This is a genomic window from Rothia sp. SCPM-O-B-18226 (M350) (assembly GCF_058213595.1).
Map to the genome: position 1 here is coordinate 140,325 of NZ_JBYQJS010000002.1, position 15,744 is coordinate 156,068.

The window sequence follows — 15,744 nt, forward strand, 5'->3', positions numbered from 1 at the left end:
GTGAGAAATATGACTGCCACCTACAACGAATCGGTCTCCGCACCGACTCAGGGCGCAACGGGTCGTATTGCCCGCGTCATCGGCCCCGTGGTCGACGTCGAGTTCCCCGCCGGTCAGGTCCCCGAGATTTACAACGCTCTGACCACCGAGCTGACCCTTGACGGTCGCACCCGCACCATCACCTTCGAGACCGCACAGCACCTGGGCGACTCAATCGTTCGCGCTATCTCCCTGCAGCAGACCGACGGCCTGGTCCGCGGTCAGGCTGTGGTCGACACCGGCGCACCGATTTCCGTTCCCGTCGGTGACGGCGTGAAGGGTCACCTCTTCAACGTGCTCGGTGACGCCCTCGACGTGCCGAACTCCGAGATCAAGGCTGACACCTACTGGCCGATCCACCGTGCCGCTCCCGGCTTCGCAGAGCTGGAAGGCTCCACCGAAATGCTGGAGACCGGCATCAAGTCCATCGACCTTCTGACCCCCTACATCAAGGGCGGTAAGATCGGTCTGTTCGGTGGTGCAGGCGTGGGTAAGACCGTGCTGATCCAGGAAATGATTACCCGTGTGGCTCGTAACTTCGGTGGTACCTCCGTGTTCACCGGTGTTGGCGAGCGTACCCGTGAGGGTAACGACCTGTGGGTCGAAATGGAAGAGGCAGGCGTTCTGAAGGACACCGCCCTCGTGTTCGGCCAGATGGATGAGCCCCCGGGAACCCGTCTGCGCGTGGCGCTGACCGGTCTGACCATGGCGGAGTACTTCCGCGATGTTCAGAACCAGGACGTGCTGCTCTTCATCGACAATATCTTCCGTTTCACTCAGGCAGGTTCTGAGGTTTCCACCCTGCTGGGCCGTATGCCCTCCGCAGTGGGTTACCAGCCGAACCTGGCGGACGAAATGGGTCTGCTGCAGGAGCGTATTACCTCCACCCGCGGTCACTCCATCACCTCCATGCAGGCAATTTATGTGCCTGCGGATGACTACACCGACCCGGCGCCGGCAACCACCTTCGCGCACCTGGATGCGACCACCGAGCTCTCTCGTGAAATCGCATCGCGCGGTCTGTACCCGGCAATTGACCCGCTGTCCTCCACCTCCCGAATTCTGGACGCACAGTACATCGGTCAGGAGCACTACGACACCGCAATTCGCGTGAAGGCTATTCTGCAGGAAAACAAGGAACTGCAGGACATCATCGCGATTCTGGGTGTGGACGAGCTCTCCGAGGAGCAGAAGATTGTCGTGGCTCGCGCACGTCGTATCGAGCAGTTCCTCTCCCAGAACACCTACACTGCAAAGCAGTTCACCGGTGTCGAGGGTTCGACCGTTCCGCTGAAGGACACCATCGAGTCCTTCCAGATGATCTGCAACGGCGATGTCGACCACATCCCCGAGCAGGCGTTCTACAACATTGGTGGTATGGACGACGTTATGCGCCGCTACGAGGAAATCAAGGCACAGACTGGAGCTAAGTAATCATGGCTCTGAAAGTTGAAGTTGTTTCCCGTGAGCGCACGGTGTGGACGGGTGAGGCGAACTACGTTCGTGCACGTTCCGTCGACGGTGAGCTCGGTATTCTGCCGGGCATGATCCCCACCTGCGCACTGCTGGCACAGGACGGCGAGCTGCTCATCGAACCTGTTGAGGGCGAAACCATTAAGACCACCCTCAACGCTGGTTTCTTGACCGTCTCGAACGATCACGTGACCATCGCCGCCAAGCACGCACAGGTCTAGGCCTCGCCTGGACTCGGTGATATAGCAATCGCCGGTGCCCGACCTCGCAAGGGGAGAGGCACCGGCGATTGGCGTATCCGGGCTACATCGTGTGCGCAGAAAGAGGGACGCTTCCCAAAGCACAGGAAGCACCCCTATGAGTTGTCTAGAGCTGCTTAGAACAGGCGGTCCGCGCTGTCGTCCACGCCGCGCATGGCGTCGTAGTCCAGGCTCACGCAGCGGATGCCGCGGTCCTCGGCCAGGGTGCGGGCCTGCGGTTTGATGGTCTGAGCGGCGAATACGCCCTGCACCGGCGCTAGCAGCGGGTCACGGTTGAGCAGCTCCAGGTAGCGGGTGAGCTGCTCCACGCCGTCGATATCGCCCACACGCTTGAGCTCGACCGCCACGGAGACGCCGTGCGCATCCTTGGCCATGATGTCGACCGGGCCAATCGCGGTGGGAAATTCGCGGCGCACGAGGGAGTAGCCCTCGCCCAGGGTGTGGATCTGCTCGGCGAGCAGGCGCTGCAGGTCGGCTTCCACGCCGTCCTTGATGAGGCCCGGGTCCACGCCCAGGTCGGTGGAGTGCTCGTGCTCGATGCTGTAGATGCGAATGAGCAGACGGTCGTCGCTCTTGGCGGCCTGCACCGTCCAGAGCTGCTGAACGTCGGGCTCCAGGTCCTCACGGATGCTCTGCGGAACGTCCTCACGCTCAGCCACCAGTAGGGAACAGGGAGGGCTCATCCAGTTCAGGGGCTTGTAGGAGCCGCCGTCGGAGTGAATGAGAACCGAGCCGTCGTTCTTCACCATGAGCAGGCGGGTGGCGCGAGGAAGGTGGGCGCGCAAGCGGCCCTCGTAATCAACGGAACATTCAGCAATGACAATATGCATCCGTCCACTCTAGCAGGTATCCGCAGCCTCGGGGGAGAGGGCAGGAGCGGGCGCGGTAGAATAGGGCTCATGGCACGTAAGAATCACCCCGGTAAGCGAGCGTCCGGTACCACCAGCGATAAGTGGCACCGTAGCGCACCCGCGGGACGGGACATCAGCAGGATTCTTGACCCCGCGCCCCGCCTGGAGAGCGACCGCTTCGGCGATTGGCTCGTGCAGTACATTCCGGCGGTGAACGCCCGTAAAACTTACACGTGCCCCGAATGTTACCGCCCGATTCCGCCGGGAACCGCGCATCTGGTGGTGTGGCAGGAGAGCCACACGCTGGGACGTTCGAGGGCCATCGACGAGCGCCGGCACTGGCACCAGCACTGCTGGAGGACCCGCCGCAAATAGCCGCGGCAGAGCATCGCGTCGGGCAATCCGGCACCCAGACGCTAGAACCCCCAACGTCAGAAGAATGACAGACGCGCACGCGCGTACATCTCAAGAGTGAAGGAACCCCATGAGCACCGCAGAGGTTACCCGCGAGCAGGAATTCAATCCCGCCCGCTACGTCTTCAGCACCCCCGCAGAACCCACCCCCATTAAGGCACGCACCGTGCTACCGGCACGCCGCGAGAACTTCGTCGTGACCACCGCCGACGGCAAGCGCCTGGTCGGCGAGCTGGCCCTGCCCGAAGGCGAAATCAAGGCAACCCTGGTGACCTTCCACCCGCTGCCCACCCACGGCGGCTACATGGACTCCCACGTGTACAAGAAGGCGTCCTTCCGCCTGCCGGCCCTGGCGAACATCGCGGTGCTACGCTTCAACACGCGCGGCACCTCCTCGATTCGCGGCACCAGCGAGGGCGTCTTTGACGGCGGCTTCGCCGAGAAGAAGGACTTCGACGCAATCCTGAAGTTTGTGCGCGAGCGCGCCCTGCCGAACCCCTGGCTGGTCGGTTGGTCCTTCGGCACCGAGCTGGTGCTCAAGTACGGCCCCGAATACGCCGGCGAGTTCACCGGCGCGATTCTGCTCTCCCCGCCGCTGCACCGTGTGCACCCGGCCGAGCTGGACGAGTGGAACAAGATCTCGAACCCGCTGTACGCGCTGGTCCCCGAGCACGACGACTACCTGCAACCTCCCGCGGCCCGCGAGCGCTTCGCCGCCGTGCCTCGCACTCACGTGATTCCCTTCGAGGGCTGCAAGCACCTGTGGGTGGGCGAGAAGTCGGTGCAGCAGGTACTCAACACCGTGGTGAGCATCGTGACCGGCACCGAAACCGAGCTGCCCACCGAATACAGCGGCCCCGTGGCGGAAGAAATTACCGAGCTCTAAAGGTTCGGTATAAAAACACGGCATAAAACATAAAGGCGGCGGCTTTGGATAGAACATCCAAAGCCGCCGCCTTCGTATCTATACGAGATAGTTGCCCGCAGGAAGAAGAACGAGCGCGTAGAGAACCTACAGCTGTTTACAGCTAGGTGACTGCAGTTGGGCGGTGACTACAGCTGGGAAGTGACTATAACTGGTCTTGGCGAGGAATGAACACCTCACGCACCAGAATCAGCATGGAAGCCGCCGCCGGAATAGCAATCAGTGCGCCCAGCACGCCCCAGAGCGCGCCACCGGCAGCCACCGAAATAATCGCAACACCGGCAGGGACCGACACAGCGCGAGCCATAATACGCGGAGAAATCAGGTACGCCTCCACCTGCAAGTACAGGAAGTACGCCACCGCAAACCACAGCGCCATGCTCCAGCCCTGGGTCAGCAGAATCAGCGAGGTCAGAATCAGCGCCACCACGCCGCCAACCAGCGGGATGAACGCCAGAATTAGGATGACGATGGCCATCAACTGGGGGAAGCTGAACCCCAGGAAGAGCATGGCGAAGAAAGCGAAAAGGGCGTTGCAGATGGCCACCATAGCCTGGCCCATCACGTAGTTACCCACCGAGTCGGTGATCTTATCTGTGATGTACTTGACGCGGGCGCGCTTGGAACCCGGCGCCAGACGCACACCCCAGGCCTTGATGGTGTTCATCGAGGTGAGGAAGTACAGGGACAGGAACAGAACAATAATTACGCCGGTCACGCTCTGCGCCAGGGTAGAACCGGCAGACAACAGGCTCGACATAAAGCTATTGACCTGCGAGGAAGAGAACGTTGACTCCAGGAACTTGGGGACGTTCTCATTCACCCAGCTGCTGATGCTAAAGCGCTGATCGAGCTCGTGGTACCAATCAGAATCGATAGTGTTTTGGTAAATATTCGGGGCATACTGCACAAACTTGGAGGCCTGCTCGCTAATAATCGGGCCGATGCTCATCACCAGGGCGGCAACGGCACCGGCAAAACCGGCGAGAACCACGATCACACCGATGTTGCGCTTAATGCCCCAAGCCTCCAGGCGACGCACAATCGGGTCCAGACCCAGCGCAATGAAAATAGCGCCGGTCACCCAGCCCACCAGGGCACCCACGTTATTGAAGATGTAGTAGGCCAGCAGGGCCAGACCCACACCGACGGTCATGAGGAAGCCGAACGCGACGGGGTTGTGCATCATGGAGGTCTTGCCGTTACCGAGGACCTTCGGCGGCGGGGGAGTATCGCTACCGGCCGCCGACACCACGGGTAGAGTATCGGTCGGGGGCATAGATGCGCGTCGGCGGTTGGAGCGCACCTGGCTGATGCTCTCGGTCAGATCGGTGAGGGTACCCGTCAGCTGATCGGCGAGGGATTCCTTCTTGTGGTGTTCCTCGGAGTGCTGGTCCCCGCCATCGCCGGAGGGGTGCTTCTGATTGCTCATACGGGTCCTTTTCGAGGGAATCGGAGGTTTGTGCGTTGCGACGTCGCGTATGTCTGCGGCGTTTCTCTACTGTGCCATTCTACCGGCTCACGGCCGTGAGGGTTGTGCCCACCGCGACGGGGCCGACCCGTGAGAGTGCGGTTGCACCAACCACGCCCCATCGGTTCGGATGTGCTGAGAGCTAAGGGGCGGGAGTTATTGCCCCCGGGCGAGCCGAACCGGAGATAATGGAGAGAAGAGCCGCGGCAGATTGGGCTATCGCGCGAGAACGTCCGGGCTCAAAGCCGTCGTGAACGACGTGCGCGCGGCACGAGAAGTTGAATGGCGGGAAACGCCGAACAACGTGAACGGAAGGAACGCAGGATGAGCATTATCTTTGACCCGGCAGACCGCGGGCAGAACAACGCCGCGCGGGGTGGGGCGCAGACTGCGCCGGCCGAGGCGAACATCCCCGCCTCGGTGCGCAACGCCGTGGAGCTGAACCCCACCTCCGGCACGCAGGGGTCCGCGGCATCCTCGGGTAATCAGCCCGATGCCCCCGCCGCCCCCACCTGGCGCTACGACGTGAACACCCCCGAGGAGTTCCAGAAGTTCGTTCAGCTCTCCAGCCAGGGCGCCGTGATTTTCGCGCTCTACGCGCCCCATTCACCATCCTCACTGCAGATGCTCGAGGGCGTGCAGAAGCTTGTGGACTCCGCCGCCGGATCCATGATTTGCGCCGCCGTGGACATCACCAAACTGCCCGAGGCCGCGCAGGCCTTCGGCATGAGCGGCGTACCCGCCGGCGTGGCCGTGCTGGGTGGGCGACCCGCCCCGATCTACACCGGCCCGGTCAGTGCCGAGGACCTGGCCGACGTGCTCTCGCAGGTTCTGCAGCTCGCCGCCCAGTACCAGCTGCCTGGCGGTTTTGACCCCGCCGTCCCCGAGGATGAAAAGCCCCTGCCGCCCCTGCACGCTGAGGCCGTGGCCGCCCTGGATCGCGGCGACCTGCCCGCCGCCCGTGAGGCCTACCGCAAGGCCATCGCAGAGAATCCCGGCGATAAGGAGGCGAAACTCGGCCTCGAGCAGGTGGAGCTGCTGGCCCGCGTGAAGGACCTGGATCTGGCCACCGAACGCGCCGCCGCCGCATCCGACCCGCTGAATATTGAGGCGGCCTTTAACGTGGCCGACCTGGATCTGGTGGGCGGCCACGTGGAGGATGCCTACAACCGCCTGCTGCGCCTGTTCAGTGCGGTTGGCCCCGACGATAAGAAGCGCGTGCGCGAGCGCCTCGTGCAGCTCTTCGACGTGGTCGGCGCCTCGGACCCGCGCACGGTGAAGGCGCGTGCCGCGCTGACCATGGCGCTGTTCTAAAGAGGCTCCCCGGCGCGGCCGGGGCAACCTCCGGGAGGACCCACCGGAGAATCGTATGGAATGGTGTGCAATAGGCGGGCCGCCGCCTCGTTGACCTGTAGTGTCGGCGGGGTGGCGGCCCGTTTGCGTGCGTAACGCACCGGCAGGGTAGGGTACGGCATTTTCACTGTGGGGGCGCCCTGCGAACGGCTTCTCTGCGAATGGTCTTGAACGTCCGGACTGTGAACAAATGACATTTTTGAGCATCTTTCAGAAAAAGGTATTTTGGCTAATGGGGGGGTGATAGGGTGAGAGTGTGACCCGTTACTCTCACGCGTAAGGAACCAACGATGCCCCAGGATCCGGTGAACACCCCGCCCCACGACCCGCAGCACGGAACGCCGCAGCACGGTGCAGCGCAGAGCCCAGCTCAGCCTACCCCGGTTCAACCTAGCTCAGCTCAACCCGAACAGCCGGTAGCCCAGCAACCCGAACAAGCCGCCTACGCTCAGCCGGCCTATGCTCAGCCGGGTCAGCAACCCCCGCAGTTCCAGCCGGCCCCCGCGCAATTTCCCGTGGCGCCTCCCCAAGCACCGTCGCAGACCGGAGCCGCCGTCGAGATTCGGGGACTCGCCAAGCTCTTCGACGACAAGGTCGCGGTGGATCGCATTAACCTGACGATTCCCTCCGGCTCGTTCTACGGGCTGGTCGGCCGCAATGGTGCGGGTAAAACCACGACCATTTCCATGGTTACCGGCATGCTTCAGCCTACCGAGGGTACCGCGCTGATTCGCGGTATTGACATGTGGGCCGACCCGCTTAAGGCTAAGGCGCACCTGGGTGTGCTGCCCGACGGCGTGCACCTCTTCGACAAACTTACCGGCGAGCAGCTCATCACCTACTCCGGCTACCTGCACGGAATCGATAAGGAAACCGTTGCCTCCCGCGTCAAGGACCTGCTGGCCGCCATGGACCTGACCGACGCGGCCGGTCGCGCCGTCGCCGACTATTCCGCCGGTATGACCAAGAAGATTGCGCTCGCCGCGGCCCTTATCCACGCGCCCTCCGTGCTGATCCTGGATGAGCCCTTCGAGGCGGTCGACCCGGTTTCCGCGGCCAATATTCAGGACATCCTGCGCGGCTTTGTCGCATCCGGCGGCACCGTCGTTATCTCCTCACACGTCATGGACCTCGTGCAGCGCCTGTGCGATCATGTGGCGATTATGGACTCGGGCCGAATCCTTGCCGCCGGAACCGTCGACGAAGTACGTGCCGGCGTGAGCCTTGAAGAACGATTCGTGCAGCTGGTTGGTGGCCGCACTTCCTCGGAAGGATTGTCATGGTTGGGCACCTCGTCTCACTAAAGTGGAAGTATGTGCAGGCCTCCTTCCGCCGTAGCGTCTGGGCGGTTATCGGTCTGGTCATCGCCGCCGTCTACGCGGTCCTCGCGCTCCTTGGCCTCGCCGTCGGGTACCTGGCGGCGGCCTTTGAGGCGCCCGAAACCGGTCCGCTCATCGCGCTACTGGCCGGCTCGGTGCTCGCTATTGGCTGGTCGGTCGTCCCCATCTTCTTCAGCGGTCTGGACGGCACCCTGGACGAGAGCCGATTCGTGCTCTTCCCCATCGAGCCCGCCACCCTGCAGAAGGGGCAGTTCCTCGGCGGGTTCGTGGGCATCCCCGGCGTTGCCTCCGTGCTAGCCGTGCTCCTGGGCCTCATCGCGTACGGTTCCCAGCCGCTCCTGCTGATCGTGTACCTGGTTTGCGCGGTACTGGGCCTGGCCAACCTCATGGTGTGGGCACGCCTGGCCAACCGCCTGGGTATCATGCTGAGCGCAAACCCGCGCGTCGCCAACGGGCTGATGATTGTGGCTGCGGTGCTCATGATGAGCATGGGCTTTATCTCCGGCGGTACCGCAACCTACCTGATGAGGCACTGGGATGCGCTGCTCCCGTTCCTGCCGTGGCTGGGCGTGACTCCCTTCGGTTCGGCCTACGCCGTACCCTACTGGCTCGCGGCGGGTAACGTTCCCGCGGCCCTCGGATGCCTGGTGCTGACCCTCGGCTACCTGGCCGGCGGCTGGTGGCTGTGGGGTAAGAACCTCGCGCGCTCCATGGCGAACGTTGGCGGTAGCGCCCATCACGCGAGCGCAGCCGAAGTTGCCGCGGGCGACCTGGGTCTGTTCGCTCGGTTCCCCGCAACCCCGCGCGGCGCGGTGGCGGCCCGCACCCTACACTCGCTGCTCAAGGACAACCGCCTGCAGATGCTGACGGTTACCACGGTCATGATGTACCTGCTCCTGGCGGTTGGCTTTCCCCTCTTCATGTCGGCCACGGGCGGGAGCATCCATGGGGAGATTGGCTTCGGCCCCAACCCCGAGCAGGCTACACAAGTCGTCAATAGCGGCGTGATGCAGCTCTTCGGATTCTGGATCTACTTCTGCACCGTCTTCACCGGCTACTACATGTGCTTCCTCGTTTCATACGACAACACGGCCTTTAGCCTGCACGTGCTCTCCCCGCTGCGAGGTATCGACGACCGAATCGGTCGCCTGTGGGGCTACAGTATTCTCGTTGCTCCGATTGTGGTGCTGATGGTGCTGGTGGCCTCTGCGGTGAACGGGCACCTGGAACTTTTCCCCATCGTGCTGATGCACCAGCTGGGCGTGTTCGCGGCGGCGGCAGGCATGGGCTGTGTGCTGGATACCTTCATTAGTCCGCCCGTGGCGCCTCCCGGCGCTAACCCGTTCAAGAACCCGAAGAATAACGAGGGCATGGGCAAGCAGCTACTCCTCATGCTTTCAATGGCCGTGGTGATGCTCAGCGCCCTGCCCGGTGGTATCTCCGTGATCGTGTACGTTTTCCTCACGCAGAACCTGCTGACGCTGGTCATCGGAGGCGTACTGCAGCTGATGATCGGCGCGGGCCTGCTGGTCGGAGGCGTCGTCTGGGGCGGCCGCCGTTTCGACCGGATGAGCCCCCGCATGCTGGAACGCGTGGCGCGATTCAGCGTGAACTAGCGCCCGGCAGCTGACGCCGTGCTGGTTCGCCGCGCGTCCCTCACGGCACCCGGCGCAGAGCCCGCGGCCCGCAATCGTCACGGTTGCGGGCCGCGGGTTTGCTATGAGCCACTAGAATGGAGAGAGGCATGCACGAGCTAGGAGCCGCGGGGTGACCGCGCTCGCAAGAACTTAAAACACCAAGGAGAGAAGAATGAGCTCTATTGAAGGTATTGAAGATCCGTTCGGCCCCGGAACGGCCGGCGGCACGGCACTGCTGGAGCGCGAGGAAACCCAGCTATCCGAGCCGGGCGACCACGAGCGTTTCTCCCACTACGTGCGCAAGGAGAAGATTCTAGAGTCGGCGCTGACCGGTGAGCCGGTGCGTGCGCTCTGCGGCAAAATGTGGGTACCCGGCCGCGACCCGCAGAAGTTCCCCGTCTGCCCCCAGTGCAAGGAAATCTACGAAGGTCTCGCACCCGGCAACGACGGCGATAACGGCTCCGGCGAATAATACAACCAGATAATACGACTCAGACAATACGCCTGGGTAAACCCGAGTGAATACATCTGAATAACACGCCTCAGCAGTAAAGCTCAGCGGCAAAACACCCCATGAGACTTTGCTGACGAGCACCAAATTCTTGCACCACAGCCCGGCCCAACCCGCGGCGGTGGTGCTAGAATTTAACCTCGCTGTGCCCGGAAACCGGTTTTATAACAGGCTCAGAACGGGCCGGCAGAGGCAGACGAGGAAGAAGGAGAGAATGAGCGCAGCACCAGAGGAACCCACGCTATTTGACAGCATGGTGAAGCCGAAGCTCTCCCCGGCATACCCCGACCGCGCCCCCTGGGGCACCTCGGTGCACCTGCGAGCCTGGCAGGCCGAGGCCATGCAGAAGTACTTCGAAAAGAACCCCCGCGACTTCATGGCCGTGGCAACCCCCGGCGCGGGTAAAACCACCTTCGCGCTCACCCTCGCCAAGGAACTCTTCAACCGCGGCACGGTGCGCCAGCTCATCGTTGTGGCGCCGACCGACCACCTGAAGAAGCAGTGGGCGGACGCCGCCGCGAAGGTCGGTATTCCGATTGACCCGAACTTTAAGAACGCGGACGTGACCATCAGCCGCCACTACAAGGGCGTGGCGCTGACCTACGCGCAGGTGGCGAATAAGCCGCAGCTGCACGCGCGCAACACCGAGGCGACGAAGACCCTCGTTATTTTTGACGAGATTCACCACGCCGGAGACTCCCTCTCATGGGGTGACGGCCTGCGCGAGGCCTTCGACGACGCGACCCGCCGCGTGGCGCTGACCGGCACCCCGTTCCGTTCCGATACCTCCCCGATTCCGTTCGTCACTTACGAGGGCGACAACGACGGTATCCGCCGCTCCAAGGCGGACTACTCCTACGGCTACGGCCCGGCGCTCAAGGATCACGTGGTGCGCCCGGTCATCTTCATGGCGTACTCGGGTCAGATGCGTTGGCGCACCTCCGCGGGTGAGGAAATGGCGGCAAACCTGGGCGAGGGCTTCACCAAGGACATCACCTCCCAGGCATGGCGCACCGCCCTGGACCCCGACGGCGAATGGATTCCGACCGTGCTCGCCGCCGCCGACAAGCGTCTAACCGAGGTGCGCCGCACCGTGCCCGACGCCGGCGCGCTCGTCATCGCCACCGACCACGCGGACGCCAAAGCCTACGCCGAACAGCTGCAGAAGATTACCGGCGAATATCCCACCGTGATCCTCTCGGACGACCGCGAGGCCTCCGCCAAGATCGACGAGTTCCGCGAGGGCATGCAGCGCTGGATGGTCGCCGTGCGCATGGTGTCCGAAGGCGTGGACGTGCCCCGCCTTGCCGTGGGCGTGTACGCCACCAGCACCAGCACCCCGCTGTTCTTCGCGCAGGCTATCGGACGTTTCGTGCGTGCCCGCAAGCGCGGCGAAACCGCATCCGTGTTCCTGCCCTCGGTGCCGCAGCTGATGATGCTGGCCAACGATATGGAGGTCGAGCGCGACCACGCCCTCGACCGCGGTGCGCCCCAGGACATCGACCCCATGGTCGAGGGCCTGGACGACCACCTGATTGAGGAAGCGAACCGCGAGGAACGCGCCTCCGAGCAACTGGCACGCGGCAAGTTCGAGGCGCTCGGCTCCGAGGCGTCCTTCCACGGCGTGCTCTTCGACGGCGCCGAGTTCGCCTCCGGCAACCTCGCCGTGGGCAGCGAGGAGGAACAGGACTTCTTGGGTATTCCGGGCCTGCTGGACGCCGAGCAGGTGGGCACGCTACTGCGCGCGCATCAGCGTGAGCACGCGGCTCGTCGCCCGGCAACCGCGGTGCCTTCGGTGGTGGATCATCGCCAGCTGAAGGCGCTGCGCAACAAGCTGGCGAAGAACGTGGCGGCGTGGTCGATTCGTTCGGGCAAGCCGCACGGCGTGATTCACAACGAGCTGCGTAAGATTTGTGGCGGCCCGGCGGTGGCGCAGGCCTCCGCGGAGCAGATTCAGGCACGTCTCGATAAGCTGTCGGACTGGTTCGTGGGTCGACGCTAAAACATAGAGAAAAGCCCCGCGAACGTGTATACGCTCGCGGGGCTTCTGTGTGCCCGTAATATTTGTTTACGTAGATGCTTCGCGTAGACGCGATAGGGCGGGCATCCCGAGTACTCTCGGGGTGCCCGCCCTATCGTTGTGCGAGTTGCGTTGAGGCTAGAGGACCTCCACGACCTCCACGCCGTCGGCTTCCAGTGCCTCGGCGGTTTCGTCGAGCTTATCCTCGTGCACCGGCGCGGTCAAATCAATCAGAACGCGGGTCTCGTAGCCGGCGTCGACCGCATCGCGCGCGGTGGCCGACACGCAGTAATCGGTGGCGATACCGACAACATCAACGTACTCGATACCGCGCTCATCCAGCCACTCCGACAGGGGAGTCTGCGGGCCGTCCTCGGAAGCATCCGCGCCCGGCTCGTGCTCACCGGTGGCCACCTCGTCCTCGGGAGCCAGCAAACCCTCGAAACCCGAGTATGCGGCCTCGTAGCGGCCCTTACGGAAGTACGCCTCAATGTAGTCAGTGTCCAGGTTCTCGTGAATCTGCGCACCCTTGCTCTTGGCCACGCAGTGCACGGGCCAGGAGTCCACAAAATCCGGGGTATCGGAGAAGTGCGAACCCGGATCGATATGCCAATCCTGGGTGGCCACGATTGCGTCGTAGCGGTGGTGGTTGTTCTCCACGAACTCGCTGATGAGCGAAGCAACCTCGGCGCCGCGCGCGGTCGCCAGGGAACCGCCCTCGCAGAAGTCGTTCTGCACGTCCACAATAATCAATGCCTTAGACATAGCCGTCCTTACAAGCCGTTCCTATACGGTCACGGGTAGAAGTATGGCGCGCCGCCCCGCGTGATTGCGCCGGATGCACCCCGTCCTTGAGGGGTATCGCGGCAGCTCGCGGGGCGGGCACCGTGGGGGAGTTTTAGATGAATTCGGTCGGGATAACCGGCTCGCCCTCGGAGAGGCGACGAGCGGCCTCGGGCAGCTCGGCCAGGGACGCGGCGTGGCGGGCGGTTGCGCGGCGCACGCCCTCCTCGCCGGTGAAGCCGGGCAGCAGCTCGCCCTCGCGAACGAAGTCCACGAGCAGGGGGCGGGTGTCCTCGTGCAGGGCCGGGTCTTCGTGGGTTCCCAGAACCTCGGCCGTCGCGATGCCCATGCTGTTCAGGCGGCGGGCCGCGAGCTTGGCGCCACCCACCGAGGCCTTGCCGGCCGAGGCCTTCGCGACCGGCTGCATCTCGCCCGCGGAGTTCTCGCGGGCCACGACCTTGTACACCATGGAGGAGGTCGGTGCGCCCGAACCGGTCACCAGGCGGGTACCCACGCCGTAGGAGTCTACGGGGGCGGCGGCCAGCGAGGCGATGGCGTATTCGTCCAGGTCGCTGGTCACTGTAATCTTCGTATTGGTGTTACCCAGCGAATCGAGCAGTTCGCGCACGTGGGCGGCGGTGGTGACCAGGTCACCCGAGTCCAGGCGAACGCCGCCGAGCTCCTCGCCGGCCAGTTCCACGCCCAGGCGCACGGCGTTGTCCACGTCGTAGGTGTCGACCAGCAGGGTCGTGCGGGCGCCGAGGGAACGCAGCTGCGCTTCGAAGGCTTCGCGCTCGTTGTCGTGCAGCAGGGTGAAGGCGTGGGCGCTGGTGCCGATGGTGTGCAGGCCGTAGGAGCGGCCCGCCTCCAGATTGGAGGTGCCGGCGAAGCCAGCGATGACGGCGGCGCGGGCAGCGGAGACGGCGGCGCGCTCGTGGGCGCGGCGCGAACCCATTTCGAGGCAGGGGCGGTTGCCGGCGGCGGCGGTCATACGCGAGGCGGCGCTGGCCACGGCGGAGTCAAAGTTCAGGATGGACAGCAGGTAGGTTTCGAGGATGCACGCCTCGGCGAAGGTGGATTCGACCTGCATGACGGGGGAGTGGGGGAAGAACGCCTCACCCTCGGCGTAGCCGCGGATGTTGCCGCTGAAGCGGAAGGACTCCAGGAAGGAGAGGGTCTCCTTGTTGACGACGTTGCGGGAGGAGAGGAACGAGAGCTCTTCGTCGGTGAAGCGGAACTCGGAGAGTCCCTCGAGGAAGCGGCCGGTGCCGGCGAGCACGCCGTAGCGGCGGCCCGCGGGAAGGCGGCGGGTGAAGACCTCGAAGGTGCACTTGCGCTGGGCGGCTCCGGAGGCGAGAGCTGCCTGAAGCATGGTCAGCTCGTAGTGATCGGTGAGAAGCGAAGTAGTAGTCATGTGTCTAATTGTAGAGGGGGGAGCGGGCGTTTTTCTTATTGTGACGGCGTGTCAATCACTACATAAAGTACTATTGACTATAAGTAGTGTAGTATGAAAAAGTACAGGCACTCTGCCCGCCGCCCGGCGCGTCCGGCCGTATAATCGAAAGAGATTCGGCCACCGCACACACCGGCCGCGAGCCGCCGCCACGCTGCACGAAGTGGCGAGGCTCGGTTCCCAACAGCCCGGCCCCACGAACTCCGGAATCCATCAGACCGGACCCCGAAGGACCCCCATGAATAACGCAGCCGTGACCCTCTCCAGCGGAACCCTTACCGAAGGCGACACCGACCTGACCACCGAGCTCGAGAACATCCTCGCCGCTGATACCCCCTGGAACGTCATCGTCTGGAACGACCCCGTCAACCTCATGACCTACGTGGCATACGTCTTCCGCAGCCACTTCGGCTACTCCCGCGCCCGCGCCGAGGAGCTCATGCTCCAGGTGCACCACAACGGCAAAGCCATCGTCTTCACCGGGCCCCGTGAGGACGCCGAAAAGCACACCCAGGCCATGCACGCCTGGGGTCTGCTGGCCACCTTCGAGAAAGTGGAGAACTAATGGCACGCCCCTTCCGACGCACCCCCGGCGGCTACACCGCACGATTTGAACAGCCCGAGCGCGAGCTCATCCGAGAACTCGCCGAGGATGTGCGCGCCCTGCTACGCCCCTCCGACACCGCCGCCGACGGCAGTACCGTCGACCCGCTCGAGGCGCTGGTCGGCATCACCGAGAACCCCACGATTCCCGAGGACAGCGCCGTGGCTCGCCTGCTCCCCGTCGCCAGCAGCGACGAGGAAAGTGCGGCCGAGTACCGTCGCTACACCGAACGCGATTTGCGCGAAACCAAGCGCGCCAACCTGGCAATGCTCGCCTTCGACATTGAGTCGAGCGACCTGCGCCTGAACGAGGAGCACGCCCGCGCCTGGGCCGCTGCCCTCGGCGATATTCGCCTGGTGCTCGCCGACCGCCTGCAGATTACCGATGAAGAACGCGCCGACGAGATCGGCACCATCACCGACGCCTCGCAGGTCACTAACAATGAGGAGTATATGGCGATGGTGTACAACTTCATCTCGTGGGTGCAGGATTCGCTCATGCTTGCGATGATTGAGGGCCTGGACGAAGAGGAGTAGAGGCCTCTTCTCGGTTCATAAGGTGCACGCGCGCGCAGTAATATTGCCCGTCGACGTGCGATAGAACACCGCCC

The 15,744-nt window shown here is 63.7% G+C and carries 15 protein-coding genes; 11 read left to right on the top strand and 4 right to left on the bottom strand.

Annotated elements, in window-relative coordinates; translation table 11 throughout:
- Positions 1-9: 9 nt before the first annotated feature.
- Together atpD and AC3E6W_RS04665 are read left to right on the top strand one after the other, a co-directional pair.
- Positions 10-1,473 carry a F0F1 ATP synthase subunit beta gene (gene atpD, locus AC3E6W_RS04660; protein ID WP_490652448.1) on the top strand — a complete coding sequence of 488 codons (1,464 nt, stop codon included), beginning with the start codon at positions 10-12 and terminating at the stop codon, positions 1,471-1,473.
- A gap of 2 nt (positions 1,474-1,475) precedes the next feature.
- Positions 1,476-1,733 carry a F0F1 ATP synthase subunit epsilon gene (locus AC3E6W_RS04665; protein WP_294646440.1) on the top strand — a complete coding sequence of 86 codons (258 nt, stop codon included), beginning with the start codon at positions 1,476-1,478 and terminating at the stop codon, positions 1,731-1,733.
- Positions 1,734-1,888: 155 nt separating this feature from the next.
- Here the strand turns inward: AC3E6W_RS04665 and nucS are convergent, their stop codons facing one another.
- Positions 1,889-2,602, bottom strand: a complete 714-nt coding sequence (nucS, locus tag AC3E6W_RS04670) for an endonuclease NucS (RefSeq protein ID WP_490652449.1) — start codon at positions 2,600-2,602, stop codon at positions 1,889-1,891.
- 69 nt (positions 2,603-2,671) lie between these two features.
- Between nucS and AC3E6W_RS04675 the strand changes: the two genes are divergently transcribed.
- Positions 2,672-2,998, top strand: coding sequence for an Rv1322 family protein (locus AC3E6W_RS04675; RefSeq protein WP_049333654.1), 327 nt, complete (start codon positions 2,672-2,674; stop codon positions 2,996-2,998).
- 109 nt (positions 2,999-3,107) lie between these two features.
- A complete protein-coding gene (locus AC3E6W_RS04680; protein WP_490652450.1) occupies positions 3,108-3,923 on the top strand; it encodes an alpha/beta hydrolase in 816 nt (271 codons plus the stop codon).
- A 184-nt stretch (positions 3,924-4,107) separates the two neighbouring features.
- Here AC3E6W_RS04680 and AC3E6W_RS04685 read toward each other — a convergent pair whose 3' ends face one another.
- Positions 4,108-5,394: an AI-2E family transporter gene (locus tag AC3E6W_RS04685; RefSeq protein WP_490652451.1), complete on the bottom strand. Its 1,287-nt coding sequence runs from the start codon at positions 5,392-5,394 to the stop codon at positions 4,108-4,110.
- A 363-nt stretch (positions 5,395-5,757) separates the two neighbouring features.
- On the opposite strand from AC3E6W_RS04685, the gene AC3E6W_RS04690 reads away from it, so the two are divergent.
- The 5 genes from AC3E6W_RS04690 to AC3E6W_RS04710 all read left to right on the top strand — a co-directional run bounded on the left by AC3E6W_RS04690 (position 5,758) and on the right by AC3E6W_RS04710 (position 12,276).
- The gene (locus AC3E6W_RS04690) at positions 5,758-6,747 is read left to right on the top strand and encodes a co-chaperone YbbN (RefSeq protein WP_490652452.1); all 990 of its coding nucleotides are present in this window, start codon (positions 5,758-5,760) and stop codon (positions 6,745-6,747) included.
- Between the two features lie 329 nt (positions 6,748-7,076).
- The gene (locus AC3E6W_RS04695) at positions 7,077-8,090 is read left to right on the top strand and encodes an ABC transporter ATP-binding protein (RefSeq protein WP_490652453.1); all 1,014 of its coding nucleotides are present in this window, start codon (positions 7,077-7,079) and stop codon (positions 8,088-8,090) included.
- Complete coding sequence (locus tag AC3E6W_RS04700) at positions 8,066-9,742, top strand: transporter (protein ID WP_371555767.1); 1,677 nt, start codon at positions 8,066-8,068, stop codon at positions 9,740-9,742. Before AC3E6W_RS04695 ends, AC3E6W_RS04700 begins: the two co-directional genes overlap by 25 nt.
- A 193-nt stretch (positions 9,743-9,935) precedes the next feature.
- Positions 9,936-10,235 (top strand): DUF3039 domain-containing protein, encoded by a 300-nt coding sequence (locus AC3E6W_RS04705; RefSeq protein ID WP_005506434.1) that lies wholly within the window; start codon positions 9,936-9,938, stop codon positions 10,233-10,235.
- A gap of 253 nt (positions 10,236-10,488) precedes the next feature.
- Positions 10,489-12,276: a DEAD/DEAH box helicase gene (locus AC3E6W_RS04710; RefSeq protein ID WP_490652454.1), complete on the top strand. Its 1,788-nt coding sequence runs from the start codon at positions 10,489-10,491 to the stop codon at positions 12,274-12,276.
- A gap of 156 nt (positions 12,277-12,432) precedes the next feature.
- Here AC3E6W_RS04710 and AC3E6W_RS04715 read toward each other — a convergent pair whose 3' ends face one another.
- A complete protein-coding gene (locus AC3E6W_RS04715; protein ID WP_049333640.1) occupies positions 12,433-13,059 on the bottom strand; it encodes an isochorismatase family protein in 627 nt (208 codons plus the stop codon).
- 133 nt (positions 13,060-13,192) lie between these two features.
- Positions 13,193-14,491 carry a nicotinate phosphoribosyltransferase gene (locus AC3E6W_RS04720; protein ID WP_049343123.1) on the bottom strand — a complete coding sequence of 433 codons (1,299 nt, stop codon included), beginning with the start codon at positions 14,489-14,491 and terminating at the stop codon, positions 13,193-13,195.
- 277 nt (positions 14,492-14,768) lie between these two features.
- Here AC3E6W_RS04720 and clpS point away from each other — a divergent pair, with 277 nt between their 5' ends.
- Both clpS and AC3E6W_RS04730 read left to right on the top strand, forming a co-directional pair.
- Positions 14,769-15,095 (top strand): ATP-dependent Clp protease adapter ClpS, encoded by a 327-nt coding sequence (clpS, locus tag AC3E6W_RS04725; RefSeq protein ID WP_049333636.1) that lies wholly within the window; start codon positions 14,769-14,771, stop codon positions 15,093-15,095.
- On the top strand, positions 15,095-15,670 hold the full coding sequence (locus AC3E6W_RS04730; RefSeq protein WP_049333633.1) for a DUF2017 domain-containing protein: 576 nt from the start codon (positions 15,095-15,097) through the stop codon (positions 15,668-15,670). The genes clpS and AC3E6W_RS04730 overlap by 1 nt, the downstream gene beginning before the upstream one ends.
- Positions 15,671-15,744: the final 74 nt, after the last annotated feature.